Annotated in this window: 24 protein-coding genes and 1 pseudogene; 12 read left to right on the top strand and 13 right to left on the bottom strand. The window is 71.1% G+C overall.

Annotated features, from left to right (window positions below; all coding sequences use genetic code 11):
• The first annotated feature begins 4 nt into the window (after positions 1-4).
• On the top strand, positions 5-622 hold the full coding sequence (locus tag ACIP63_RS17510) for a hypothetical protein (protein WP_401516476.1): 618 nt from the start codon (positions 5-7) through the stop codon (positions 620-622).
• A 376-nt stretch (positions 623-998) separates the two neighbouring features.
• Positions 999-1,535 (top strand): transglycosylase SLT domain-containing protein, encoded by a 537-nt coding sequence (locus ACIP63_RS17505; protein ID WP_401516931.1) that lies wholly within the window; start codon positions 999-1,001, stop codon positions 1,533-1,535.
• 72 nt (positions 1,536-1,607) lie between these two features.
• On the opposite strand, the gene ACIP63_RS17500 is transcribed toward ACIP63_RS17505, so the two are convergent.
• Positions 1,608-2,099: an ATP-binding protein gene (locus ACIP63_RS17500; RefSeq protein WP_401516474.1), complete on the bottom strand. Its 492-nt coding sequence runs from the start codon at positions 2,097-2,099 to the stop codon at positions 1,608-1,610.
• Positions 2,100-2,205: 106 nt separating this feature from the next.
• Positions 2,206-3,657 carry a PucR family transcriptional regulator gene (locus tag ACIP63_RS17495; protein ID WP_401516473.1) on the bottom strand — a complete coding sequence of 484 codons (1,452 nt, stop codon included), beginning with the start codon at positions 3,655-3,657 and terminating at the stop codon, positions 2,206-2,208.
• Positions 3,658-3,760: 103 nt separating this feature from the next.
• On the opposite strand from ACIP63_RS17495, the gene ACIP63_RS17490 reads away from it, so the two are divergent.
• Together ACIP63_RS17490 and ACIP63_RS17485 are read left to right on the top strand one after the other, a co-directional pair.
• Positions 3,761-5,296 carry a purine-cytosine permease family protein gene (locus tag ACIP63_RS17490; protein ID WP_401516471.1) on the top strand — a complete coding sequence of 512 codons (1,536 nt, stop codon included), beginning with the start codon at positions 3,761-3,763 and terminating at the stop codon, positions 5,294-5,296.
• Between the two features lie 110 nt (positions 5,297-5,406).
• Positions 5,407-6,846 (top strand): gamma-aminobutyraldehyde dehydrogenase, encoded by a 1,440-nt coding sequence (locus tag ACIP63_RS17485; protein WP_401516470.1) that lies wholly within the window; start codon positions 5,407-5,409, stop codon positions 6,844-6,846.
• 78 nt (positions 6,847-6,924) lie between these two features.
• Here the strand turns inward: ACIP63_RS17485 and ACIP63_RS17480 are convergent, their stop codons facing one another.
• Positions 6,925-7,293 carry a hypothetical protein gene (locus ACIP63_RS17480; RefSeq protein ID WP_401516468.1) on the bottom strand — a complete coding sequence of 123 codons (369 nt, stop codon included), beginning with the start codon at positions 7,291-7,293 and terminating at the stop codon, positions 6,925-6,927.
• Between ACIP63_RS17480 and ACIP63_RS17475 the strand changes: the two are divergent.
• The 3 genes and pseudogenes from ACIP63_RS17475 to ACIP63_RS17465 form a co-directional block, all read left to right on the top strand.
• Positions 7,273-7,776: pseudogene (locus ACIP63_RS17475) on the top strand (HIT family protein); the annotation flags it as partial. The gene ACIP63_RS17480 and the pseudogene ACIP63_RS17475 overlap by 21 nt on opposite strands.
• 231 nt (positions 7,777-8,007) lie before the next feature.
• Positions 8,008-8,664, top strand: coding sequence for a maleylpyruvate isomerase N-terminal domain-containing protein (locus ACIP63_RS17470; protein ID WP_401516929.1), 657 nt, complete (start codon positions 8,008-8,010; stop codon positions 8,662-8,664).
• Positions 8,665-8,877: 213 nt separating this feature from the next.
• Positions 8,878-9,396, top strand: coding sequence for a hypothetical protein (locus ACIP63_RS17465; protein WP_401516467.1), 519 nt, complete (start codon positions 8,878-8,880; stop codon positions 9,394-9,396).
• Between the two features lie 37 nt (positions 9,397-9,433).
• Here ACIP63_RS17465 and ACIP63_RS17460 read toward each other — a convergent pair whose 3' ends face one another.
• The 4 genes from ACIP63_RS17460 to malX all read right to left on the bottom strand — a co-directional run bounded on the left by ACIP63_RS17460 (position 9,434) and on the right by malX (position 15,582).
• Positions 9,434-12,172 carry an FUSC family protein gene (locus ACIP63_RS17460; protein ID WP_401516465.1) on the bottom strand — a complete coding sequence of 913 codons (2,739 nt, stop codon included), beginning with the start codon at positions 12,170-12,172 and terminating at the stop codon, positions 9,434-9,436.
• Entirely contained in the window at positions 12,169-12,639 is a 471-nt protein-coding gene (locus tag ACIP63_RS17455) for a MarR family transcriptional regulator (protein ID WP_401516463.1), read from the bottom strand. The genes ACIP63_RS17460 and ACIP63_RS17455 overlap by 4 nt, the downstream gene beginning before the upstream one ends.
• Before the next feature lie 136 nt (positions 12,640-12,775).
• The gene (locus tag ACIP63_RS17450) at positions 12,776-13,963 is read right to left on the bottom strand and encodes a MalY/PatB family protein (RefSeq protein WP_401516461.1); all 1,188 of its coding nucleotides are present in this window, start codon (positions 13,961-13,963) and stop codon (positions 12,776-12,778) included.
• 2 nt (positions 13,964-13,965) lie between these two features.
• On the bottom strand, positions 13,966-15,582 hold the full coding sequence (gene malX / locus ACIP63_RS17445) for a maltose/glucose-specific PTS transporter subunit IIBC (RefSeq protein ID WP_401516460.1): 1,617 nt from the start codon (positions 15,580-15,582) through the stop codon (positions 13,966-13,968).
• Positions 15,583-15,986: 404 nt separating this feature from the next.
• On the opposite strand from malX, the gene ACIP63_RS17440 reads away from it, so the two are divergent.
• Positions 15,987-16,064, top strand: coding sequence for a 50S ribosomal protein bL37 (locus ACIP63_RS17440; RefSeq protein ID WP_371604899.1), 78 nt, complete (start codon positions 15,987-15,989; stop codon positions 16,062-16,064).
• A gap of 465 nt (positions 16,065-16,529) precedes the next feature.
• On the opposite strand, the gene ACIP63_RS17435 is transcribed toward ACIP63_RS17440, so the two are convergent.
• From ACIP63_RS17435 to rpmG, 5 genes are all read right to left on the bottom strand, one after another.
• A complete protein-coding gene (locus ACIP63_RS17435; protein WP_401516459.1) occupies positions 16,530-17,237 on the bottom strand; it encodes a DUF2470 domain-containing protein in 708 nt (235 codons plus the stop codon).
• Between the two features lie 141 nt (positions 17,238-17,378).
• Positions 17,379-17,621, bottom strand: a complete 243-nt coding sequence (gene rpsR / locus ACIP63_RS17430) for a 30S ribosomal protein S18 (protein ID WP_401516458.1) — start codon at positions 17,619-17,621, stop codon at positions 17,379-17,381.
• A 28-nt stretch (positions 17,622-17,649) separates the two neighbouring features.
• Positions 17,650-18,807 carry a CobW family GTP-binding protein gene (locus ACIP63_RS17425; protein WP_401516456.1) on the bottom strand — a complete coding sequence of 386 codons (1,158 nt, stop codon included), beginning with the start codon at positions 18,805-18,807 and terminating at the stop codon, positions 17,650-17,652.
• Positions 18,804-19,058 (bottom strand): type B 50S ribosomal protein L31, encoded by a 255-nt coding sequence (locus ACIP63_RS17420; RefSeq protein WP_401516455.1) that lies wholly within the window; start codon positions 19,056-19,058, stop codon positions 18,804-18,806. The genes ACIP63_RS17425 and ACIP63_RS17420 overlap by 4 nt, the downstream gene beginning before the upstream one ends.
• Positions 19,059-19,100: 42 nt before the next feature.
• Positions 19,101-19,265 (bottom strand): 50S ribosomal protein L33, encoded by a 165-nt coding sequence (gene rpmG / locus ACIP63_RS17415; RefSeq protein WP_104790754.1) that lies wholly within the window; start codon positions 19,263-19,265, stop codon positions 19,101-19,103.
• A gap of 71 nt (positions 19,266-19,336) precedes the next feature.
• Here rpmG and rpmB point away from each other — a divergent pair, with 71 nt between their 5' ends.
• Together rpmB and rpsN are read left to right on the top strand one after the other, a co-directional pair.
• Positions 19,337-19,573 (top strand): 50S ribosomal protein L28, encoded by a 237-nt coding sequence (gene rpmB, locus ACIP63_RS17410; protein WP_401516453.1) that lies wholly within the window; start codon positions 19,337-19,339, stop codon positions 19,571-19,573.
• The gene (rpsN, locus tag ACIP63_RS17405) at positions 19,573-19,878 is read left to right on the top strand and encodes a 30S ribosomal protein S14 (RefSeq protein WP_401516452.1); all 306 of its coding nucleotides are present in this window, start codon (positions 19,573-19,575) and stop codon (positions 19,876-19,878) included. Before rpmB ends, rpsN begins: the two co-directional genes overlap by 1 nt.
• Positions 19,879-19,930: 52 nt before the next feature.
• Here rpsN and ACIP63_RS17400 read toward each other — a convergent pair whose 3' ends face one another.
• Positions 19,931-20,983 carry a hypothetical protein gene (locus ACIP63_RS17400; RefSeq protein ID WP_401516450.1) on the bottom strand — a complete coding sequence of 351 codons (1,053 nt, stop codon included), beginning with the start codon at positions 20,981-20,983 and terminating at the stop codon, positions 19,931-19,933.
• A 58-nt stretch (positions 20,984-21,041) separates the two neighbouring features.
• Between ACIP63_RS17400 and ACIP63_RS17395 the strand changes: the two genes are divergently transcribed.
• Both ACIP63_RS17395 and ACIP63_RS17390 read left to right on the top strand, forming a co-directional pair.
• Positions 21,042-21,647, top strand: a complete 606-nt coding sequence (locus ACIP63_RS17395; protein ID WP_401516448.1) for a TetR/AcrR family transcriptional regulator — start codon at positions 21,042-21,044, stop codon at positions 21,645-21,647.
• Between the two features lie 312 nt (positions 21,648-21,959).
• Positions 21,960-25,349, top strand: coding sequence for a CARDB domain-containing protein (locus ACIP63_RS17390; RefSeq protein WP_401516446.1), 3,390 nt, complete (start codon positions 21,960-21,962; stop codon positions 25,347-25,349).
• The last annotated feature ends 486 nt before the right edge of the window (positions 25,350-25,835 follow it).

Genomic DNA, 25,835 nt, shown 5'->3' with positions numbered 1-25,835 from the left:
CCCCGTGCCCCATGCACGCATCGTGCCGCACCGTGACCGCCGGGAGCCCGGTGAGGTCTTCGGATCCGGCTTCAGCCTCTTCGCCGACATGCTGCTCACCGGACTGCTCACGAGCCTCGCCTGCCTGCCGGTCGTCACCGCCCCGGCCGCGTTCGCCGCGGCGTCGGGAAGCCTCCGCCGGACCGCGCACGACGGCCTTCCGGTCGGTTTCGGGGCGTACGCCGGACGGCTCCGGGCGCACCTGTCCCTCCGCACGCTGGCCGCCGGACTGCTGGTGCCCGTACTCGTCCTGCTCCTGCTGGTCGACGCCGCCCTGCTCCGCGGCGAGCTGCCCGGGGCGCCCGTCATGGCGCCCGCCCTGGCCCTGCTCGCCCTCGCGGCCGCCGTCGTCGGGCTGCGCGCCACCGCGCTCCAGGCCCCGCACCGGCTGTCCGTACGCGAGGGACTAGTCCGCTCAGCCGCCGACCCGGGCGGCGCCCTCCTGCTGGCCGCAGCCGTGCTGCTCGCCGCGCTCCTCGCGTGGTCGATGCCCCTGCTGATCCCACTGCTGCCCGGCCCGCTGGCATTCGCCGCCACCGTGGTGGACGTCCGCTCCACCGCCGCCGCTCCGCAAGAAGGCTGAAGCGCCTTCCCCCCGACGTGGTCAGGGCGGAGCCGTGAAGGGCGTCGCGGCTCCGACGGCCGGCCGGTACGGGGCCGGGCTGTGAGTCGGCCCATAGGTTCCAGGTCACATACGAGGCGCCGTAGTAGGAGCCCGTTCCCAGGTCGCGGGGTTCGAGCGCCCAGGCCACTGGGGGCTCGTCTACGTAGGGGCCTAGTAGGGCGGGTCGTTGCCGCCGCCGCGACATGCCGCTAACCATGGTTCGAGCCCCGGGAGCTGACGCTCCGGACCGGTGGGGAGCGGCATTCCGCCGCGCCCTGCCGCTCCGGCTCCGGCCCCCGGGACGTCCCTGACATCAGCGCAAGGAGAGTGTTTTATCCGTACGTCCGCTCAGTCCCTGGCCCCCACCGCCCGTACCGCCCGGACCCGCAGGTTCGCGGTCTCCGGACTGTGCGCGGCAGGAGCCGCAGCAGCCGCTCTGACCCTCGCCCCGTCCCCCGCGCACGCCTCCGAGCCGGCCTCGCACAGTGCGGCCGTGTCGGCCGGGGTCTCGGCCGCCGGAGTCGCCGCGCAGGCGGACGCTCTCGGTGAGAAGGCCGGCAAGGCCGCCGACACGGACAATCTGGACAGCTGGATCCGGGAGTCCCTCAAGATCATGGACGCCAAGGGGATCCCGGGCAGCTACGAGGGCCTGCACAGCAACATCATGCGTGAGTCCGGCGGCGACCCCGAAGCATCCAACGACTGGGACGTCAACGCGCAGAACGGCACGCCCTCCAAGGGCCTGCTGCAGGTCATCCAGCCGACCTTCGACGCCTATCACGTCTCGGGCACCCCGAAGGACCTGACCGACCCGGTCGCCAACATCACCGCGGCCGCCAACTACGCGGCCGACAAGTACGGCTCCATCGACAACGTCGACTCCGCCTACTGAGGCACCGGCCACACACGGCGCGGCCACGCCCCACCCGGGGGCGTGGCCGCGCCGCTCGTCATCTGCCGGGCGTCACCAGGGTGACTGGCCCGAAAGATCGCCGTCCAGGCCGTCGAGCAGCGAGATCTGTACGCGCACCCGCTTGCCCACGGGCTCGCGGCGCACCTCGAAGCTCTGGCAGACCGCGAGCACGATCTCCAGACCGTGCTGCCCCGCACGTGAGGGGTCGCCCTGCACCGCGCTGGGGAGCACGGAGCCCGAGTCCCACATCGTGATGGTCAGCATGCTGCCGTCCACCTCGAGATCCAGCAGGCACGGGCCCGGCGCGTACTTGCAGACATTCGTGGCGAGCTCGCTCACCACCAGCTGCGAGACCTCCATGGCCCGCGCGGGGACGTCCACACCTCGCAGGGACCGCGCGTCGGACAGGAACTCCCGAACGAAACCGCGAGCACGGGAAATGTCCCCGGACTCCATGTCGTACGCTGCGCTACCCGCCACGACGCCCGCGTCGCCCTGCGGCCTGTCCTGCTCGGTCCCGCACCTCGTCGCCAGCCGTTCCATGCCAGTTCCCCCGTTCGTCAGCTGCACCACGCAGCTCAGTACACCGCCCGTCTACCCCCCGTCACGGATTTCAGGCCCGGAGAAATTACGGGAGCCGGAACCGGTGTCAGTCGGTGAGTCCCAGCGCGCCCGCCGCCTGGATCGCCAGCCAGACCTCGGCCAGGGCGCCCGTCGACGTCAGATCTCGTCGTGAGAGAGCGCCGAAGCGGCGCAGCCGGTACGCAAGGGTGTTCGGGTGGATGTGCAGCGCCGCCGCGGCCGTCTCCGTACGGCGGTCACGCTCCATCCAGGTGCGGGCCGAGACCAGCAGATGCGAGTCGTGGACCTCGTCGTAGCGCAGGACCTCGCCGAGCACATGCTCGACCAGGGCGGTCAGGACAGCGGGGTCGTCGGGCAGCCACCGGCCCGTCGAGTCGTCGCCGTACCGGACGACCGGGCGGCCCGACTCCACGGCCTTCGAGACGGCCCAGAGCGCCTCACGCTCGGCGACCTTCAGTGCGACGCCCGGCGCGAAGGGACGGCTCATCCCGGCCGCCACGGCCGGCAGCCCGCCGACGGCCTCCGCCAGGTCCGGTGCCCCCAGGACGTAGCGGTCCTCGCCCCAGGTGAGCAGCAGATGGGGGTGACCCTCCAGGCAGTTCAGCAGCGCCTCGTCCGTGGCGCGGCGGACCACGAGCAGCACGGCGTCGCCCTCGATCGCATGCCGGGCGAGCCGACGGCGGGCCGCCTCCGGGTCCAGGACCTCCTGCAACAGCTCGGCCAGCGTCTCCGCCCCCTCGCGGCGCAGCACCTCGCGCTCGTTGCGCACCATGGCCAGCCGCAGCGCCGCCACCGTGGCGATGTGCTGGACCACGGCGAGGCCCGCCGGCTGGGCGCCCTGGCGCTCGTACGCGACGAGGAAGCCCGCCGGCCCGCCGGGCGCGGGCACCGGGATGACGAAGCCGCCGGGCATCGTGGGCGGGGCGTCGACGGAGGCGGGCAGGACACCGGGGTCCGGGGTGGGAACGCCCGGCAGGAGCGGGCGGCCCTGCGGCGTGCAGAGGAAGATGTCGTAGCCCGACAGGCCTTCGAGACGGCGCAGGAGCGCCGGGGTGTCGAGGTCCTCGGCGACCAGCCAGCGCAGGGAGCCGAAGACCTGGAGCTGCGCCCCCAGCCGGTGCCGGGCGTCCTCCTGGACCGAGGCCGCGATCTCCTGCGCGACAGCGATGAAGGGGACGGCGAGCGGGACTTCGAGGACCGGGAAGCCGCGCTCCTCGGCCGCCTCGAAGAGCGCGTCGTGGAGGGGCGGCATGTGCAGCTGGGCCGAGAGCGCGAGAGCGGACACGCCCGCGTCGTCCAGCCGCTCCAGATAGGCACGCTGCCCGGCCGCACCGCGGGGGACCGCCAGACCGGCCGTCATGATCACCTCGGCGCCCAGCAGCCAGGGTGTCGGATCGGCGAGCTCGCTCGCGTGCGCCCATGACACGGACCGGCCCAGGCCGCCGCTGCCGGCCTTCACCGAGAGCTGGAGCGCCGGGAAGGAGAGCAGATCCTCGACGGTGAGTTTGTTGCCGACCACAGCTGGGAGCCTACATCTTTGTGGTCAGCACAGTTGTCGCTGATCATCCGCGGGCCACAGACTGCGGGGACGCCCCGACGCATCAAGGGAAGGTGGAGCGTCCGTGACGACCTCGATCACCGAAATCGAGACCTATGGTGTCGAGCGGATCCCGGACGCGGACCGCACGGCCCGCCCGGTCGATCTGTTCCGGCTCGCCTTCGGCGGCGCCAACACCTTCGCGACCTGTGTGCTGGGCGCCTTCCCGATCCTCTTCGGCCTCTCCTTCTGGCAGGGCCTCGCCGCGACCGTCCTCGGCCTCGTCGCGGGTGCGCTGCTGCTCGCCCCGATGGCGCTGTTCGGACCGGCCAACGGCACCAACAACGCCGTGTCCTCCTCCGCGCACCTGGGCGTGCACGGCCGGGTCGTCGGCTCGTTCCTCTCCCTGCTCACGGCGATCGCCTTCTTCTCGATCTCGGTGTGGTCCTCGGGGGACGCGCTCGTCGGAGGCGCGCACCGTCTCGTCGGCCTCCCCGAATCGGATCTCACGTACGGCGTCGCGTACGCGGTCTTCGCCGGACTCGTGCTGGTCGTCTGTGTCTACGGCTTCCGTTTCATGCTGCTGGTCAACAAGATCGCGGTGCTGGCCGCGTCGTCCCTCTTCGTCCTCGGCGCGTTCGCCTTCGCGGGCGACTTCGACCCCGGTTACGCGGGAGCCTTCGCCTCGACCGCCGACCCGCTGTTCTGGCCGTCGTTCATCGGCGCCGCGCTGATCGTGCTCTCCAACCCGGTCTCCTTCGGCGCGTTCCTCGGCGACTGGTCCCGCTACATCCCGGCCGGGGCTCCTCGTCGCCGGGTGATGGGGGCCGCCTTCCTCGCCCAGATCGCCACCCTGCTGCCGTTCCTCTTCGGCCTGGCCACCGCGTCGATCATCGCGTCGAAGGCCGCCAAGTACATCGACCCGGCGGCCCCCAACTACGTGGGCGGGCTGCTCGCGATCTCGCCCGGCTGGTACTTCCTGCCGCTCTGCCTGATCGCGCTGATCGGCGGCCTCTCCACCGGTACGACGGCCCTCTACGGCACGGGCCTCGACTTCTCCAGCGTCTTCACGCGCTTCAGCCGGGTCCAGGCCACCTTCTTCATCGGCGCCCTGTCCATCGCGTTCATCTTCGTCGGCCGCTTCGCGCTCAATCTCGCGCAGTCCATCTCCACCTTCGCGACGCTGATCATCACCTGCACCGCACCGTGGATGATCGTGATGGCGCTGGGCTACGTCACCCGCCGTGGCTGGTACGACGCCGAAGCGCTCCAGGTCTTCAACCGCCGCCGGCGCGGTGGCCGTTACTGGTTCACGCACGGCTGGAACTGGCGTGGCCTGTCCACCTGGCTCGTCTCGGCCGTCGTGGCGCTGCTCTTCACCAACCTGCCCGGCCAGTTCGTCGGCCCGCTCGGTGACCTCGCCAACGGCACGGACATCTCCCTGCCGGTGGGCCTCGCCCTCGCCGCCGTCCTTTACCTCGCACTGCTCGCCCTGTTCCCCGAACCGCGCGCCGTGTACGGACCGGACGGACCGCGCTTCGTCCGGGCCTCGGACTCCCCGGTGCCTCCGATCACCGGCGGCTCGGAGGGCCCCGTCACCGAACCCGTGACGGCCCACTGAGTCCTCCGCCCGGACGCGCCCCCGTCCTCGCCCGCGCCGAGGACGGTCGCCGGACCGCCGTCCACGCACACCTTTCCGCCCGCACCACCGCCTGACCGGGAGAGACCTCCATGAGCACCACGTTCCGCAACTACATCGACGGTGCGTTCGCCGACGCCTCGGACGGCCGCACGCTCGATGTGGTGGACCCCACCACGGGTGACGTCTACGCGACCTCCCCGCTCTCGGGGACGGCCGACGTCGACGCGGCGATGGCGGCCGCGGCCGCCGCGTTCCCCGTCTGGCGCGACACCACCCCGTCCGTGCGCCAGCGCGCGCTGCTGAAGATCGCCGACGCGATGGAGGCACGGGCGGACGACCTGGTCGCCGCGGAGAGCCGGGACACCGGCAAGCCGCTCCACCTCACCGGCAGCGAGGAGGTCGCCCCCGCCATCGACCAGGTGCGCTTCTTCGCCGGCGCGGCGCGGATGCTCGAAGGCCGTTCGGCCGGCGAGTACATGGAGGGCCTCACCTCCATCATCCGCCGTGAGCCGGTGGGCGTCTGCGCCCAGGTCGCGCCCTGGAACTACCCCCTGCTGATGGCGGTGTGGAAGTTCGCGCCCGCGCTCGCCGCGGGCAACGCGGTGGTCCTCAAGCCCTCGGACACCACCCCGGCGTCCACGGTGCTGCTGGCCGAGATCATCGGCGGTGTCCTGACGGAGCTGGAGCTCCCCGCCGGGATCTTCAACGTGGTCTGCGGCGACCGTGACACCGGCCGGCTGATGGTGGAGCACCCGACCCCGGCGATGGCCTCCATCACCGGATCGGTGCGGGCCGGCATCCAGGTCGCCCAGAGCGCGTCCAAGGACGTCAAGCGCGTCCACCTGGAGCTCGGCGGCAAGGCTCCCGCCGTGGTCTTCGAGGACGCCGACCTGGCGAAGGCGGTCGAGGACCTGGTGGTCGGCGGCTTCTTCAACGCCGGTCAGGACTGCACGGCCGCGACCCGCGTCCTCGTCCACGAGTCCGTCCACGACGAGTTCGTCACCGCCCTCGCCAAGGCCGCGGCCGGCACGAGGACCGGTCTCCCGGACGACGAGGACGTGCTGTACGGACCCCTCAACAACGCGGGTCAGCTCGCCCAGGTCAGCGGCTTCGTCGAGCGCCTGCCCGAGCACGCCAGGATCGAGGCGGGCGGTCACCGGGTCGGCGACAAGGGCTACTTCTACGCCCCGACCGTCGTCTCGGGCCTCCGGCAGGACGACGAGATCGTCCAGCAGGAGGTCTTCGGACCGGTCATGACCGTCCAGTCGTTCACGGACGAGGCCCAGGCCGTCGCGTACGCCAACGGTGTGGATTACGCCCTGGCCTCCTCGGTGTGGACCAAGGACCACGCGCGGGCGATGCGCATGTCGAAGAACCTCGACTTCGGCTGTGTGTGGATCAACACCCACATGGCACTCGTCGCCGAGATGCCGCACGGCGGGTTCAAGAAGTCCGGCTACGGCAAGGACCTCTCCGCGTACGGCTTCGAGGACTACACCCGGATCAAGCACGTCATGACGTCGCTCTGACCTCCGGAAGCCTGCCGCCCGGAACGGTACGACCGAGCCGGGCGGCGGGACGGGGGCCGGACCGCAGGCTCTTCCCCCTCACTCCCGGATCCACCGCCTCAGCGCATCGACCGTGGTCTCCGGCGAGGTGTTGAAGCACAGCCGGATCCCGGGTGCCGCCTCGGCCAGGACGTTGACCAGCCGCTCGAACAGCAGGGTGTTCTCCGGCGCCATGCGTACACCGCCGCCGATCATCGCCAAGCCGAACGCATCTTCCCGCAGACGCTCCCGGACGGTCGCCTCGGCGCGGTCCGGAGAGGTGTCGATCAGGCACGGGACGGCATCGAACCCCGCCTCACGCAGCGCCGCGTTCCCGGCCGCGATCCGGGCGGTGAGCGCCGCCTCGTCGAGACCGTCGGGCATCCGGGTGTAGTCGAGCGCACTCGGATGCAGCCCGATGGACAGCACCTTCGTGCTCCTCGGCAGGGGTGCTGGCGTCGTCGGCCGTCCCATGGGCGGTGCCCTCTCTGCTCGCGTCGCGGTGAACTCGCCCTCGCATCACGTAAGTACACATCAACCTCGTCCCCATGTGCCCGAACACCCCCTCGGCCGCACCGGGTGGTTCTACGATCGGGGTCCATGACGGCTCCCGACTGCTACGCGTGCGGCAGAGAAGCACAGTTCGGCGAACTCCCACCACGCGAGCACGTCGCGTCCGACGAGCACTGGCGGGTGGCCCACGCCTTCGACACGGCGGTGCCCGGCTGGCTGGTGCTCCTGCCCCGCCGCCATGTCACCGCCGTCCACGACCTCACCGACGCCGAGGCGGCCGCCCTGGGGACATGGCAGGTCAGGCTGTCCCGGGCTCTCCGGAGCGTGACCGGCTGCGCCAAGACCTATGTCGTCCAGTTCGCCGAAGCCGAAGGTTTCGCGCACGCGCACTTCCACATCGTGCCGCGCATGACGGACCTGCCTCCCGGGCAACGGGGGCCGGGCGTCTTCCGGCTGCTCGGCCGGCCGGAGCCCGAGCGGGTAACGGCTGACCAGGCCGACGACGTGGCCCGGGCCCTCCGAGCCCGGCTCGGGAGGGCCCGCGAGAGCCACAGTGAGGCCGGTGGGCACCCGCGCCCGGACGGCGAACGTCCTTGTAGTCCCTCGCGGCACTGCACTAGCGTTGCCGGTGTGGATCTCTTCTCACGCTCGTGGACGGCATTGCGCACGGCGGTCGCCGAACTCCCGGACGAGGATTTCTCACAGCCGTCCGGCTGCGCGGGGTGGCTCGTGCGGGACCTGGTCTGCCATCTGGTCATCGACGCCCAGGACGTCCTGATCACGCTCGCGACCCCTGCCGCGACGGAGCCGACCCGGGACGCGGTCACCTACTGGGAGGTCACCGGGACTCCGCCGAGCGGCGAGGACCCGCTCGACGCGCTGACCGTACGGCTGGCCGCCGCGTACGAGCAGCCCTCGCTGCTGAAGTTCCACCTGGACGACGTGGGAGCCGCAGCCGGCCGTGCCGCCGGACTCGCCGCCCCCGGCCTCCGGGTCGGCACCCGCGGGGAGGTCATGAGCGTGGGCGACTACCTCACCACGTACGTCCTGGAGTGGACGCTGCACCACCTCGATCTCGCCGCGCACCTGCCCGATGTCCCGGAAGCACCCGAGGAAGGGCTCGCCCGCTCCCGCCAGTTGCTGGAGGAGATCGCCGGTACCGCGTTTCCCGCCTCACTCTCCGACAAGGACGCGTTGCTGGTCGGTACGGGACGGCGTCCTCCGACCGACGCGGAGAAGGCCGGCCTGGGCGAACTCGCCGCACGACTCCCGTTCGTCCTCGGCTGACCGTCCGGCCGCCCACCCTCCTTCACCTCACGGCCGACGGGCAGCAGGCGGCCCGAGGCGTGCCACCCGCCGCGGCGGCCTCGTGGTTCCGGGTTTCGGGCTGCCGGCAGGGCATGCTGGTGGCCGTGGCCGCGGCGTTTCCCGTGGGCCTGCCGCGGTGCCGGACCAGGGACGCGCGACGTCCGCCGTCCCGTGACGTACGAGGGAAACCACATGGCGGACGAACGGCTGTCAGGACTGCCGCCCGAGCAGGCCGCGGGTACGACGGCGGACCGGCTCAAGGAGCGCATCTACGCGACGATCACGATGATCGCCGTGGTGGTCGGCCTGTCCCTGGGCGAAATCGGCACCACAGGTGCCCTGGCCACGGTGCTGACGACCGCTCTGGGGCTGTGGCTCGCGGCGTTCGTCGCCGACCAGCAGGCGCACCGCACGGTCCACCGCCACCTCGCGACCGGCCACGACCTGCGGCGCATGCTGTACGTCAGCAGCCCGCTGCTGTCCTGCGCGGTCGGCCCGGCTGTGATGATCACCCTCGCGGCGCTGGACGTCCTGTCCCTGTCCACCGCCCTGACGACGGCCGCCGGAGTGGGCATCGCCTCACTCTTCGCCTGGGGCTGCGCGGGAGGGCTGCGCATGGGAGGCGGCGTTCTGCCGGCGGTGCTGGCGGGTCTGGCCGACGCGGCGATCGGTGTCGCGGTCGCGCTGGTGAAGGCGGCCGCCGGGCACTGACAGGGCCGGTGACGGCGCTGACGCGCCCTCGCGCTCGCTAGAGCCGCATGTCGTGGCCGATACGGCCGGCCTCCCGCGACTCCGGCACGTACAGGAACTCCGCGTGCGGGGCGTGGGACGTCGCCGCGACGATGAGCGTGTGGCTCCCCGACCGGAGCCCGTCGACGCGGTACCGGCCCGACCGCACCGGCCCTGCCGCGACCCGCTTCCCCCGCGCGTCGATCACGGTGATCCATCCCTCACACCCCGTGGGATGCGCCGCGCACCGGACGGTGCCCGCGACGGTCACTCCGGACGTCTCGGCGCCGGCCGACGGGCCCGGCCCCGGGTCCGTCCGTGGTGCGGCCGTGGCCGTGGCGGTGCGAGTGGCGTTCCCCGGAGCGCCCGCCGCCCGGGCCGTCGGCCGCAGGGACCACTCCGCCACGAGCGCCCGAGTGCGGCGTTCCATCGGTGAACTCGCCGTGGACTCGGGAGCGTTGTCGTGCACGGCGAGTCCGCACCGCTCCGCGTAGCCGGCGAGCGTCTCGTCGAGTGCGGAGAGCTCGCGCAGTGTCGTGCGGACGCGCGACGCCCGTGGCCCGGGCGGCGCCTTGTCCAGGTCCGCCCTCAACTGCCGTACCAGCGGGCCCACCCGCTGCCAGCCCCCCTCGGGCTCACCGGTCGTCAGCGACCGGTCGAGAGCACGCAGTGAACAGCTCAGCGTCGTGGTGATGCGGGCGAACCGTGCGGCCGGCCCGGGGGCCAGGTCGATGTCGATGTCAGCCGCCGCCGCGAGGGCGCGGGCGTGGCCTGTCGCCGTGGTGAGCAGCGCGGTGCGGTTGTCCGCGTCACGCCCCCGCAGACCGCGGGGCATCCGTACCAGCGGACGGGCCAGGCTGAGGACCTCGAACAGGGCGGAGTCCACCCCACGGGCGGCTCCACGGAGCCGTACGGGGGCGTCGGGGTCCTCCCAGCGCAGGGCGAGCTGGGAGACGAGCGTGTCGACGGCGGACACGTAGCCGCGCTCCGCCTCCCGTGTGACCCTGCGGCTCGACAGCGGGAAGATCAGTGCGGCACACGCGGTCGCGACGAGTATCCCGAGGCCGTTGTCCAGCAGTCGCTCGCCGAGCAGGTGGTCCATGCCGCCGTAGGGCGTCGTCAGTCCGTACAACTGCACCAGCGCGACGACGAGTCCGACGACCCAGAGGGCGTAGGCGCGCTGCATCCCCCAGGCCCCGAGGGTGAGGCCCGCCACGATGACGGTGAGCGTCCCGTAGACGTGGCCGTGGCCCAGGAGATGGAGCAGGGCGATGCCGAGCACGGCGCCGATCACCGTGCCCGCCATGCGGTGGCCGAACTTGCGCAGCCGCTCGTGCGTCGTGTTCGTGCCGAAGAGGGTGATCATCACGCCGACGAGACCCCAGTAGAAGCGCTGCGGGTCGATCGCGTCGGTGATCGGGCAGACGATGGCGGCGGCGACCCCGGCGTGCAGCGGTGCGCGCACGAAGGGGACGGCGCGCCGCCAGCTCTTCTCCGTGCGCGCGGCGAGCACGCGCTGTGTCGCGCCGGCCGACCCGGCGGGACGGTTGCGCTCCAGGGCCACGGTCGGCTGGAAGGGGACCTGCGCGGGGGACTCCGGGGAGCTCCAGCCCAGCGCGAGCCAGTGGGAGAGCGACCCGGCCAGCGAGTCGAGGAGATGGGCCACGCGACGGGCGAGCTCGACGGTCTCCGCCCGGCTGTCGCCCGCCTCGGGGTGCTCGCGCACGTGGTCCGCCTGGCGGCGGATGCGTTCGGCGGCCGGACGCAGGCCCTGCGCGCTGCCGAGGGGCGTGTCCCGTGCGATGACGAGGCCGACGGCCATCGCCTCGCGCAGATGCGGCGGTACGTCGAGGCGGGCCAGGTCCTGCACGGCCCGGCCGATACCGCGCAGGGCCAGTTCGGCGTCGAAGAGGTGACGGTGCAGCAGCTCGGCCGTGCCGGGGTCCGCGGCGACCTCCGGCTGGGCGAGTCGGCCGTCGATGGTGACGGTGGTGACGTTGAGGTGGTGCAGGGCGCGGGCCATACGGCGCACGGCCCGCTCCTGGTCGGCGTCGGGGTCCAGCGTCTCGACGGCCGCGTCGGCCACCCGGCGTGCCTCCACGACGAAGGCGCGCTGGGTGCGCAGCAGGTCCTCGCGCGGCATCGGGTAGCAGAACAGCAGCCGTGTCAGGAGCACCGCTCCGGCGGAGACCAGGGCGACGGCGAACGCCTTGCCCCACATCGCGGAGGGGATGTCCGCCATCATGCCGACCATCAGGCCGTTGAACAGCATCATGCCCGTGAGCAGCGACAGCTGCCCGAAGCGGGCGAGGAAGAAGGTCAGGGCGAGCGCCACGACCATCAGGCTGATCTCCAGGCCGCGGTCGTCGTGCAGCTCGGTGGCCGCCCACAGGACGGCGGCGTACGGGAACGGCATCCACAGGATGGCGCGGGTGAGCCGCTGCCAGGTGTTCTCGGCGACGGCGAAGGCGCTCATCAGGCCCATCATCCCGCCGACGATCATGCCGATCATGGCCGGGACGTCCAGGGCCCGGGCCATCCCGTAGCCGACCGCGAGCGAGGTCACCATCGCGACGAGGGTGCGCCAGCCCGCCTGGAGCTGCCCGAGGCCGGGGTCCGCCGCGAGAATCCAGTCCCATCCCCGCCGTGGCCCGCCCACGCGGTGCGGTGCGACGGCGGGCGCGGGGGCGCGGGTGGCAGGTGCGGGGGGTGCGACTTCCGGCGCCGTGTCCGACGGCGCGGTACCTGGGCTGATCAACTGGGCTCCGAATCCATCGCGTCGAGCAGGGTGGTGAGGGCGTTCCGTGCGGCGCCCACGGCGCGCTCGGAGTCGTCGACGCCCGCGTCGAGGCCTCGCAGGAGCGCTGCGGCCATCCGCCGGCGCCCCCGGTCGAGCAGGTCCCGTCCGGCGGGAGTCAGGGAGGCCTCCACGACACGTCGGTCGGCGGCGCGGCGTGCGCGCGTGGCCAGGCCGCGCTCCTCGACGCTCTGCAGGACCACGGTCACGCGGGGCTGGGACATGCCCGTGTACGCGGCGAGAGCGGTCACCCGCCGGTGGCCGTCCTCCAGTGCGTCGAGGACGGCCACCTGACTGCGGCTGAGCCCGAAGTCCCCGGTGCGGAAGAGCGTCTGCGAGAGCCGTCCGATGCCTCTGAGGAGGCCCCGGGCAGCGCTTTCGATGCGCTGCTCGTCGGTGGGGTCTGCCAGGGACGACGATTGATGCATATAGCAATTATATAGATGTCAAGAGTGGGCGCGGAACCATGTGCGGGCAAAATGCCCGGCCTCGTCCAGAGGTGCGCCGTCCCGCCCCGGTGTGCCGCCCCGCCCCGGTGGGTCGGACCCACCGGGGCGGGGCCGGTCACCCGGCCGCCTGCGTGAGCCGGCGCAACGCGCGCACCAGCGCCTCGACGCCCGTGACTGCCTTGGACCGGGGGCATCCGACGTTGAGCCGGAGCCACCCCGGGGAGCCGTAAGCCGCTCCCGGCATGATGGCCACCTTCTCCACCTCGACGAGCTCGCGTTGCAGCGCGTCGTCGTCGACGCCGAGCGGCCGCAGGTCGATCCAGGCGAGGTACCCCGCCTCCGGGGGCTCCCAGCCGAGCTGCGGGAACTCCTCGCGGAGGCGGTCGGCGACCATCGCGAGGTTTCCAGCGAGGTACGTACGCAAGGCGTCCAGCCAGGGTGCCCCCTCCCTGTACGCGGCGATGTGCCCGACCAGTGACAGCACGGCGGGGGAGGAGAGGCCGTCGGCCTCCTTGAGCTGCCGCAGATAGGCGTCGCGCGACACGGGGTCGCCGATGATCCCGTAACTCCCTGTCAAAGCAGGGATGTTGAACGATTTCGACGCCGAGGTGATCACGGCCCAGCGGCCCTCTCCGCCGAGTCCGGACCAGGGCCGGTGGACGTGCGGGGGATGGGCCAGGTCGGCGTGGATCTCGTCGCTGATGACGGCCACTCCGTGCTCGGCGCACAGCCGCGCCATCCGGTCCAGTTCGTCGGCGGACCAGACCTTGCCCGTCGGGTTGTGCGGCGAGCACAGCAACAGCACGGAGGTGTCGGGCAACGCCAGGAGCCGCTCCAGCTCCGCCCGGTCGTCGAGCGGACACTCCCGGAGCTGCCGCCCGTGGGCCGCCACGGTCTTGGGGAACGCGTCGTACATGGGGGTGTGGGCGACCACGCCGTCCCCGGGGCGTGACCACAGCCGGAGCAGCTGTGACAGCTGGTAGACGACGGACGGCGCGTAGACGATCGACTCGGGGTCGACGGCTGTCGCGTGCCGCGTCGCGTACCAGTGGACGATCGCGGAGAGGAAGTCGTCCTGCCGCCACCGCGAGTAACCCAGCACGGCGTGGTCCAGCCGGCCGTGGAGTGCGGCCATGACCTCCGGGGCGGTCTCGAAGTCCATGTCGGAAATCGTGAACGGCAGCAGGTCCGGCACGCCGAAGCGGTCCTCGACGTAGTCCCACTGTGTGCACCAGGTGCCGTGCCGGTCCACGACGGTGCCGAAGCCGTACGGATCCTGCGGGGCGGGGGAGGGGGAAGCCATGGTCAGCCCACCGGGATCATGGTGGCGATGGCGTCCTTCACCGACTGGACCTGCGGCCCGATGATGACCTGCACGTTGTGGCCGTCGAGCTTGATCACGCCCACGGCGCCGAGCTTCTTCAGCCGCGCCTCGTCCACCTGCGCCGCGTCCCCCACCGTCATGCGCAGGCGGGTGATGCAGTTGTCCAGGGACCGGATGTTGTCGGCGCCGCCGATCGCGTCGAGGATGGCGACGGCGTCGTACTTGCCCGCGACCAGCTCGCGCGCGGGCTTCTCCGACGCGTCCGGAGCGACGGGCTCACCGTCCGCGTCGTCCTTTTCCTCCTCGTCCTTTTCCTCCTCGCGCCCGGGGGTCTTGAGGTCGAAGCGGTTGATCGCCCAGCGGAACAGGAAGTAGTACACGGCGAACCACACCGCCGCGATCACCGGCACCAGGTACCACTTGGTGGTCGATCCCTGGAGGACGCCGAAGACCAGCCAGTCGATGACGTTGCCGTCCGTGTTCCCGATGAAGACGCCGAGCAGGGCGGCCGTCAGGAAGCCGAGCCCCACCAGGACCGCGTGGATGGCGTACAGCCACGGCGCGACGAAGAGGAACAGGAACTCCAGCGGCTCCGTGATGCCGCCGACCGCGCAGGCCACCACGCCGGACACGAGCAGTGCCTTGATCTCCGGCCGCATCTTCCTGTTCGCGCAGTGGTACATCGCGAGCGCGGCGCCCGGCAGACCGCCGAGGTAGGACGCCATCTTGCCCTGGGAGAGGAAGTGCGTCGCGTCGGTGACGGCCGCGCTCGGCGCTCCCGCGCAGTCCAGGTGCGCGTAGAACATGTTCAGGGCCCCGGAGACGTTGTCCCCGCACACGGCGCCCGAACCGCCGACGTCGGTGAACCGGAACATGGCCACCAGGATGTGGTGCAGGCCGATGGGGCGCAGCAGCACCTCTCCCATGCCGAAGAAGAACGGTCCGAACACACCGGTGTGCCCGATGCCGCGACCCACCGCGGTGATCCAGCCGTTGAAGGTCGGCCACACCAGGGGGATGAGGAGACCGAGCACGCTCAGGACGAGAGCGGAGATGATCGGGACGAAGCGCAGGCCGCCGAAGAAGGCCAGAGCGTCAGGCATCCGCTGCGTACGAAAGCGCTGGTGGAGGAGGCTGACAACGATGCCAACGGCCACGGCTCCGAGGAGTCCCGTATCGATGGACTGCACACCGAGCACATCGGCTATGCCGTAGTGCTCGACGGCGGCGTCGTCCTCGAAGTCGACACCCTTGGCGGTGAGGTAGAAGTTCACCGCGAGATTCATGGCGGCGAAGCCGACGAAACCCGAGAACGCCGCCACGCCCTTGTCCTCACGGGCGAGGCCGAGGGGAATCGCCATCGCGAAGAGGACGGGCAGGAAGGTGAAGGCCACCAGACCCGTGTTGGCCATCCAGGTGAAGACGAGGTGGAAGCCCTCGGCCTTCAGGAAGGGCAGATTGTCGGTGACGGCCTCGCTGGAGAGCGAGGAGCCGATGCCCAGCATGATGCCGCAGAACGCGAGCAGGGCCACGGGGAGCATGAACGTCTTGCCGAGCCCCTGGAGGAATTCCCAGAGTGCGGCTTTGGTCTTCTGCATGTGTACGGAACTTTCGAGCCTGGGGGGACGGACCCGGGCGCTCGCCGTGGCGATGCGGGGACCCACGGGTGATCGAGCGTCGGCGGATATGGACGAGGGGCCCGGGCCGCCTTCGCGCGGCGCACCTGAGGATCGCCCGGTGAGCAGCGCCAGACGGGGCCGTTCCGCCGCACGGATCACATCACAGCGGGTCGGCGGCTGTCCATGGAGGCCGGAGCGCCGGCCGGGCCCCTGCACAGAGGGCTCGACGGGGGGTGAACCGGTTGTCGCGCGCCGTGACGTACGCCACCTGTCCGGATCACCGTCGGGTGTTTGCCGACGCGTCGGTGGGTAAGGGGCTCATTGGCCGCCGGATCCGACAATCCGGTGGATAGTGTGCGAAAACTATTGATCCAGGAGGTTCGATGTCCTCGAAGCGACGTCGCAAGAAGAAGGCCCGCCGCAAGAACGGCGCGAACCACGGCAGCCGTCCGCAGACCTGAGGACGCGCCGACATGGCCGGGGGGTGGCGCATGCCACCCCCCGGACGCGTTCCTGACGGATCCTTGGGCGACTTCGACTTCGACTTCGACTTCGACACAGCGACGGCGACGCGGTACCTCGGTCCGAGGCTCCGGGGCGGCCCAACTCAGGGCCTTGATTTGGGGGGAAGTAGCTCGTGCCGCAGGCTGGAGACCGTCCGCCGGACCATGGTGTCAGAGGCTCGCCATAAGGTCCCGGCAGGAATTTCCCGTCTCCCGGAGTCCTCGTGCCGCAGCTTGCCCGACTCGTGAGCGCGATCGCCGCCCCTCCGGCCTTCTCCGGAGCCGATGACGCCCCGCACCTGGAGCGCCGACCCGGAGAGCGGTTGCCTGTACAGCGTGGTGACACGGAGCCATGGGAGGTGCGGCACCGCTGCTGGGCGGGGTGCGCGGGGCACGAGGAGTCCACCGACCATCCGCCCGAGGTCAGGTCAGCAGCTGGTTCCGGTGGGACGCGCGACGCGCGGCCGCCAGCAGGGCGTGGATCTGAGGACCGGCCTGGTCGAGCCGGGCCACGGGCTTCGCGAACGGCAGGCGCACATCGCGGTGGGTGCCCGTGTACTCCAGACGCAGGGTCACGCCGTAGCGGTCCATCGCCAGCGGGAGGACGCGCGTCGCGCCCTTCACCGGCTGCGGCTGCACCAGGCGCAGGAGGAGGGGGACGAGTTCCCCGTGATCGTCCACGAGGTGGGTCAGCATCCCGGCCTCGCTCGTCGCGATCGGATCGGGGTCGGTGTCCTGCAACGTGTCCAGCGTGACGAACGTGCGGCCCCTGTGGTCCTCGAAGACCGCCTGACCGAACTCCATGCAGGTGCTCTCCGCGGCGTCCGTGCTGTACGGGGCCGCCAGCAGCCCGGTCACCGTGACACGGGCGCGCGTGCGGTCCCGTACGGGTGTGGGCGCGATGTCGGTGAACTCCAGCCGGACGGGGATGCGTGGCCCGGGGTGCGGGGAGCCGGCCTCCGACGGTTCGTGCAGGTGGATGTGGCCCATCGCGGCCGTACCGTCGAGGCGGTGCACCTCGACGGGGTCGAGCCCGTCGCTCACCACTGTCATCGAATGGGCCGCGGTCAGGATGGACAGCACGCGTTCGGCGGGGGTGGGCTGGGTGACGCGGGAGTTGAAAGGACGCATCCAAGTTCTCCAGAGGAGCGGGCGGGGAGACCTCATTGCAGTTACTTAGGTATGCCTAACCTAACCCATGATCGGGTGTTCGGGTAGCGGCGCCACCCCCGCAGCCGCGCCGCAGTGGCCGGAAGGCGACGCAGGGGCCGGTCACTTGCCGGAGCCGGCGTACGGGAGAAGCGCCATCTCCCGCGCGTTCTTGACCGCGGCGGCCACCCGGCGCTGCTGTTGCGCCGTGATGCGGCTGACCCGTCGGCTGCGGATCTTCCCGCGGTCCGAGATGAACTTCCGCAGCAGTTCCGTGTCCTTGTAGTCGACGTACGTGATCCCTGCGGCGTCGAGCGGGTTCGGGCGGCTCTTGAGGGGCTTTCGGGCTTCCTGGCGGCGTGCCATGGCTCTCCTTCGTGTCGTGGGGCGGCGGTCAGTGGGTCGGGTCCAGGAGGGGCCCGAACGCGGTGGGCAGCCTCTTCCACGCCTCCCGGCCGGCCTCGTACTCGGCGTCGCTGAGCAGGCAGGAGTCGAGCAGCGCGGTGATGCCGTCCCGGTCCAGGCCGGGGGAGACGAACACCAGGTGCTGGCAGCGGTCGCCGAGGAAGGGATGCCAGTCGAGTGCGGCGGCTGCGCGGCGGAACGGAGGGATCAGGTCCCAGGCCGCGTCCGGCAGGGAGGCGAGCCAGGGGCCGGTGTTCTCGACACAGAGCGCGCCGCCCGTCGCGTCCCAGGACAGCAGGGTGTCCGGGCGGTCCGCGAGCCAGAAGCGGCCGCGGCTGCGGGCGGCGGCACAGCTCAGATCCTCCAGCGCCTCGAACAGGCGCTCGGGGTGGAAAGGGCGGTGTCTGTGCCAGACCAGCGTGCCGACGCCGGCCTCCTCCGCTTCCTGGGGGAGGAGGGCAGACGAGGGGTGTTGGGCCGCGCCCGCCGTCTCCACGTCGAAGCCCGCGAGAGCCAGTTCCGCCAGTGCGTCCGACGCTGCGGGGACCTGCGGCGCTGTCGGGTGCAACTGCCCGATGAGCGCCAGGTCCTGGGCGTCCGCCTCCTGGCTGTCGACGAGGGCGATGACGGACGCGTACTCCAACTGCCGGGCCCAGGTGTCGCCGACCGTACGCTGATCCGCCGGCGCCGCTGCCAGCCCCGCCTCCGCCAGGTCGTCGCCATTGGTGAGACAGGGCAGGACGAGGGCCGGATCGACCGCGGTGATCACGCCGGTCACCTCGGCCCACTCCCGCCCGTGTACGGCGATGACCTCCGCCATCCCCTTCGGCTCGACGGAGTCCCAGAGTTCGACGACGGCGAGCCCGGTCACCCCTCCGGCCGCGACCCGCTCCAGCTCGGGGAGGAGGTCCTCCCTCAGTGCGCAGCACGCGCAGTCGTTCACGAGGGGGGCTTCGCCGTGCGACAGCTCGCCGGAGGCGTCACGGACCGTGCGGTGGACGGTTCCCCGGTCCGCGGTGGTCAGGTCGTGGTGCAGCGCGACACTTCGAGGCACCCTGCTGAGCAGCCGTTCCACCACTTCGCGGCGGGCGTCCGAGTGCAGTCCGCCGACGAGGACCACGGGCAGCCTGCGGCCGTCCGTCATCATCGCTCCTCCCTGCGGCCGTAGCGGCGTTCGAACCGCTCCACGCGTCCGGCCGTGTCCAGGACGCGTGCGGTGCCGGTGTAGAAGGGGTGACTCGCCGAGGAGATCTCGACGTCGACGACCGGGTAGGTCCGGCCGTCCTCCCACTCGACGGTGTGCTCGGGGGTCAGGGTGGAGCGCGTGAGGAAGGCGTAACCGGCCGCCTTGTCGCGGAACACGACGGGGCCGTACGCGGGGTGAATGCCCGGCTTCATGGTGAGGTCCTCCGGATCGGGGTCGCGTGGGAGAGGTGCGGTTCAGCGGTCTTCGCGGAAGTCGACATGGCGGCGTACGACCGGGTCGAACTTGCGCAGCACCAGGCGGTCGGGGTCGTTCCGCCGGTTCTTGCGGGTGACGTAGGTGTAGCCCGTTCCTGCGGTGGAGCGGAGCTTGATGATCGGGCGTAGTTCGTTGCGAGCCATGGCGCTACTATATGGCAATGGTTTCCATTTTCAATACGGGGGCCGAAGTCGAGCGAGAGGCAGGTAGTCCCATGTCCGCCCACTGCCAACTGACCGGCTCCCGACCGGGATTCGGCAACAAGATCTCCCATTCGCACCGGCGCACCTCGCGCCGGTTCGACCCCAATGTCCAGCGCAAGCGCTACTGGTTGGCGAGCGAGGGGCGGCGTGTGCGCCTGACGCTCAGCGCCAAGGCGATCAGGACCGTGGACACGATCGGCATCGAGGCCGCGGTGGCCCGCATCAGGTCGCGAGGCGGCAAGGTCTGATGGCGAAGAAGAGCAAGATCGCGCAGAACGAGAAGCGCAGGGCGATCGTCGGGCGGCATGCGGCCCGTCGGGCCGAGCTGAAAGAGATCATCCGTGACCCGGCCAAGCCGGAGGCGGCCCGGAGGGCGGCCGTCGAGGAGCTGCGGCGCCAGCCGCGTGACGCCAGCGCCACCCGCGTCCGCAACAGGGACAGCGTGGACGGACGGCCCCGTGGGCACCTGCGGAAGTTCGGGCTGTCCCGGGTCCGGATGCGGGAGCAGGCGCATGCCGGATTTCTGCCGGGAGTGACCAAGTCGTCGTGGTGACGCCTGCTCCCTGAACCGTGGCGGGTGGCGCCGTGCCACCCGCCACGGGCGCCTACTTCGCGACCGGGGGGACGGTGCCCGGTGCGGCGAGGGCCTCGTAGTGGCCCGCGAGCGCGTGGAACGCTTCCTTCGGTTCCCAGCGCATGTCGGGGTAGGCGCGTGAGGGGGCGGGGAGGCCGTGGTCCTCGTCGAGCAGCTTGACGATGCTGTAGGAGGCCATGTCGAGGTCCGGGCCGCTGTCCGGCCGGTGGGGAGCGCGGCCGTCGGCGAAGCTGAACCAGAAGACGGAGTCGACACCCTCCTCCTCGAAGACGGGCATGAGGTCGTCCATGTAGCGGACCTGCTCGCCTTCGTCGCGCACCAGGTCGGACTTGAGTGTGACGCCGTCCGGCTCCATGGCCACGTACCATCCGGCGCCGCCGTAGTCGCCGGCCCCGCGGAAGGTGCAGCAGCCGACCTCCAGGATCGCCACCGGTTTGCCGTGGGCGAACTCCCGGCGCAGGTCGTCGCGGTAGGTGGCGGCGTTGCGCAGGCCGCGGAAGGCGTCGAGGCCGACGATGTCGAACGGGCTCCAGTCCACGCCGTCCAAGGGGTTGGAGGCGTAGGTGACAGGTCCGCCGAAGACGGGCCGCACGGCGTCGACGACCTCGCCGAGGAAGGCGTTGACCCGGTCGGGGATGCCCTGGAGGGCGGACTCCCGGTCCGGGCCGGCGAGGACCGGGATGCGGGCCGCGAAGGTGTCGCCGGGCAGGTACCCCCGGGCGAACAGGCTCAGCTCGCAGCCCGTGACGAGGATGACGTCCGCGCCGTCGAGGCGCAGCCGCTCGGCCCGCTCGGCGCAGTCGGTGAAGTACGGCAGCATCTGCTCGTTCGTCATCTCGCAGGGGAAGGGCGAGTACCAGACCTGGAGCCCCGCGGCCGCCGCGTACCGTGCCGCCACGTCGATGCGGTCGGGGTCGTCGCCGATGACGCGGATCGCGTTGCAGTGCAGGTCCTCCGCGATGACGCGTATCTCCCGCTCGACGACAAGGGGGTCGAAGGACGGTCCGGTGTGTTTGCCGAGGACGTGCATGCCGGTGTCGTAGTGGATGCCTCTGCCGCGCATTCCGACGCCTCCAATAAGAGTCGCTGTGTATCTTACGGATTCACTTAAGATACACGACGTGTCTGAAGAGCCTGCGCGCAAGCGTCGCCGGGGGGCCGAGCTGGAAGCGGCGCTCCTCGAAGCGGCCTGGGAGGAACTGACCGCCGCCGGCTACGAACGGCTGACCTACGAAGCGGTCGCGGGCCGCGCCGGCACCAGTCGCGCCGTCCTCTACCGCCGCTGGCCGACGAAACGGGAGCTCGTCCTTGCCGCCCTGCGCAGCAAGGCGCCGCCCGTCCCGGATGGGCCGCCGGACACGGGAAATCTGCGTGGTGACGTGCTCGCCCTGCTCCGCTTCGTCGTCGGGCAGACGGCCGGCCTGGCCCATGTGCGACAGGCGCTCGCCGCGGAGCAGGGGCAGGACACGGAGCTGTCCGCGTACCTGACCTCGCGTAACCGCAGCCCTGGCGGTGACTGGATGCGTACGGTCCTGGAGCGTGCCGCCCGCCGTGGTGAGACCGATCCCGCGGTTCCGCTTCCCGACCGGCTGACCGCGCTCCCGGTGGTCCTGGTCCTCTATGACCTCCTCATGGCCCGCCGCACCCCCTCCGAGGCGGACCTGGAGGAAATCGTGGACCTGCTGTTCCTCCCCCTCGTCGCGCTCCGGCGGAACCGGCGCGGTTGAGGGTCTGCCGCCCGGAAGTGCAGGGGAGGCGGCCCCGGTGTGAGGACCGTTGACAAAAGTGCGGCCTGCTAGAAACCTGTCACCTCGGCACCGCAAAATATTGACTGGTTCACTCAAAAATCAAGGCAATGCGCGCGAGTTTCCGGCAGGTGGCCTGCTCCCTCTCCTGTCGGCGTCCCTGATCGCCCCCTCGTCGGTGTGCCGGCAGCCCGCACCTGCCCGTCCTCGACCGCCGGTGCCGTACGCATCGCGCGGTCGGTGAGGCGTCACCGTGCCCTCCCGGTCCCGCAGCCGCACGGAACAGAGGACAGCATGAGATGGAAGCAATTCGGATGGCGGTTCGTCATTGGCGCGCTGGCAGCCGCGCTGATGACCGTCGGACTCCTGCCCGTCGCCGCCACGGCGGCCGACCGGAGCTCCGACCTGGCCCTCGGTAAGCAGGTGACGGCCAGCGGGTCGCACGGCGCCTACCCCGCGTCGAACGTCACCGACGGCAGCCAGCAGACGTACTGGGAGAGCCCCGGCGGCTTCCCGCAGTGGGTCCGGATCGACCTCGGCGGCTCCTTCGACGTCGACCAGGTGGTGCTGAAGCTCCCGGCCACCTGGGAGGCCCGGACCCAGACGCTCGGCGTCCAGGGCAGCACGGACGGGAGCAGCTTCAGCACCCTGTCGGCTTCGGCCGCCCGCGAGTTCACCCCGTCGGCGGGCAACACCGTCACGGTCGGTTTCACCGCGAAGCAGGTGCGGTACATCCGGGTCCAGGTGACCGCCAACACCGGCTGGAACGCCGCACAGCTCTCCCAGGTCGAGGTCCACGGCGAGAACGGCTCCGGTCCGCCTCCCGTCGACGGCTCCAACCTGGCGCTGAACAAGCCGATCGAGGCGTCGTCGTACACGCAGACCTATGTGGCGGCCAACGCCAATGACGACAAGCTCGGTACGTACTGGGAGGCCAACGGCCATCCCTCGACGCTGACGGTGAAGCTCGGCGCCGACGCGGACATCCAGGCCGTCGTCGTCAAGCTCTCCCCGGACCAGGCGTGGGCCACCCGGACGCAGAGTCTTCAGGTGCTCGGCCGCGCCCAGTCGGCCACCGGCTTCACCTCGCTGAAGGACCGCGCCGATCATGTGTTCAACCCCTCGGGGAACCAGAACACGGTGACCATCCCGGTCAGCGGCAGGTATGCGGACGTGCAGCTCAAGTTCTTCGCCAACACCGGCGCCCCCGGGGCCCAGGTCGCCGAGATCCAGGTCGCCGGCACCGCGGCTCCCAACCCCGACCTGACCGTCACCGGACTGACCTGGTCACCCACCACGCCGTCCGAGACGGACGACGTCACCGTGAACGCCACCGTACGCAACACGGGTACGTCCGCCGCCGCCGCGACGGCCGTCGACGTGAGCCTGGCAGGTGTGGTCGCCGGGAGCGCGGCGGTGAACGGCCTCGCCGCCGGAGCCTCGGCCACCGTGCCGGTCCGCGTGGGCAGGCAGCCGATGGGCACGTACAGCGTCTCGGCCGTGGTCGATCCCACCGACACGGTCGTCGAGCAGGACAACAGCAACAACAGCCTCACCGCCACGTCGAAGCTGGTCGTCGGCCAGAGTCCCGGCCCCGACCTGGAGGTGCTCGGCATCACCTCCAGCCCGTCGAACCCCGCTGTGGGCGCGGCCGTCAGCTTCACCGTGTCCCTCCACAACCGTGGTACGACTGCCGTGAGTTCGTCCACGGTGACCCGCCTCCTGGTGGAGAGCACCACACTGAACGGGACGACGGGGGCGGTTCCCGCCGGATCCACCGTCACCGTGCCCATCAGCGGGAGCTGGACCGCCAGGAGCGGCGGGGCCAACCTCACCGCCACCGCGGACGCGACCGGTGTGGTCACCGAGACCGACGAGAACAACAACGTCTTCTCGCGCGCCGTCGTGGTCGGCCGCGGCGCCGCGGTCCCGTACACCGAGTACGAGGCCGAACAGGGCGCGTACAAGGGCACGTTGCTGAAGTCCGACCAGAAGCGCACCTTCGGGCACACCAACTTCGCCACCGAGTCCTCGGGCCGTGAGTCCGTGCGGCTGAACACCACCGGTGAGTACGTCGAGGTCACCTCGACCGTGCCGACGAACTCGATCGTGGTCCGCAACTCCATCCCCGACGCCCCCGGCGGCGGCGGGACCGAGGCGACGATCAGCCTGTACGCCGACGGCACCTTCGCCCGGAAGCTGAACCTCTCCTCCAAGCACAGCTGGCTCTACGGTGACACCGACAGCCCGGAGGGGCTGACCAACCAGCCGCAGGCCGACGCCCGCAGGCTCTTCGACGAGTCCAACGCCCTGCTCGGGCGTACCTATCCCGCAGGGACGAAGTTCCGCCTCCAGCGGGACGCGGGCGACACGGCGTCCTTCTACATCATCGACCTCGTCGACCTGGAGCAGGTGGCGCCGGCGGCGAGCCAGCCGGCCGGATGTACCCCGATCACCACCTACGGCGCCGTTCCGAACGACGGGATCGACGACACGGACGCCATTCAGCGGGCGGTGACGGCCGATCAGAACGGAGACATCGACTGCGTGTGGATCCCGCCGGGGCAGTGGCGGCAGGAGCAGAAGATCCTGACCGACGACCCGCTGAACCGGGGGCAGTTCAACCAGGTCGGCATCAGGGACGTCACGATCCGCGGCGCGGGCATGTGGCACTCCCAGCTCTACACCCTCACCCAGCCGCAGGACGCGGGCGGTATCAACCACCCGCACGAGGGGAACTTCGGCTTCGACATCGACGACAACACCAAGATCTCGGATCTGGCGATCTTCGGCTCCGGCACCATCCGCGGAGGGGACGGGAACGCCGAGGGCGGAGTGGGCCTGAACGGACGCTTCGGCGACGACACCAAGATCACCAACGTCTGGCTGGAACACGCGAACGTGGGGGTCTGGGTCGGCCGCGACTACGACAACATCCCGGATCTCTGGGGGCCCGGTGACGGCGTCGAGTTCACGGGGATGCGGATTCGCAACACCTACGCGGACGGCATCAACTTCGCCAACGGGACGCGCAATTCCACGGTGTTCAACTCCTCCTTCAGGAACACCGGGGACGACTCGCTGGCCGTGTGGTCGAGCAAGTACGTGAAGAACCCGTCGGTGGACGTCGGCCACGACAACCACTTCCGCAACAACACGATCCAGCTGCCGTGGAGGGCCAACGGCATCGCGGTCTACGGCGGTTACGGCAACACCATCGAGAACAACATCATCTCCGACACGATGAACTACCCCGGCATCATGCTGGCGACGGACCACGACCCGCTGCCCTTCTCGGGGGAGACACTGATCGCCAACAACGCGCTCCACCGCACGGGCGGGGCGTTCTGGGGGGAGGCCCAGGAGTTCGGCGCGATCACGCTGTTCGCCGCCGGCCAGGACATTCCCGGTGTCACGATCCGCGACACCGACATCCATGACTCGACCTACGACGGGATCCAGTTCAAGTCGGGCGGCGGGTCCGTGCCCGGAGCGAAGATCTCGAACGTCCGCATCGACAACTCCGTCAACGGGTCCGGGATCCTGGCCCACGGAGGCGCACGGGGCAGCGCCACCCTGACCGATGTGACCATCACCGGTTCGGCGGACGGCGACGTCGAGGTCGAACCCGGATCGCAGTTCGTCATCAACGGCGGCGCCGGCACGGCGTCCACCCGGAAGTAGATCCGGCCGGTCCCTGGACCGCGCACCGCACGGCCCCCGGCCGGTCCGCCATGGCGAACCGGCCGGGGGAGCGGTGTCCGTGGGCGAGGCGGCACGCCTCAGCGCAAGGGCGACCCGGAACCTGCCCGTGACGAGGTCGCGCCCTTCTCCGGGCCGCCGAGGGCGCATCCCGCGCTGGGTGCGCGCCCGGACCCTGTGTGCGTAACACCGCGGTCTTTCGGCGGCTCCGCCACCGCGCAGCCGCTCTCCTGCGCGGCCCGGGAGGTGAACGCGGCGACGGCGTCGGAGGCCCCACCGGCGCCGCGAGCGGCCGGGGGTGCCCGGTACGCGACGGCTGCGACGCGGCCGTCGAAGTCCGGCCCGCGCAGGGGCGATCCGGCCGAGTGTCCCGCTCCCTGGTACGTCACCTTCGGCCGCAGAACCGGATCTCCGCGAGGCGGCCGGTCTCCCGACCTGCCAAGCCATGCCGGGCGGTCCCCCGACCTG

Source organism: Streptomyces sp. NPDC088746 (assembly GCF_044751065.1).
In the GTDB taxonomy this organism is placed as follows: Bacteria; Actinomycetota; Actinomycetes; order Streptomycetales; family Streptomycetaceae; genus Streptomyces.
This window is presented reverse-complemented; position numbering and strand designations above follow the sequence as displayed.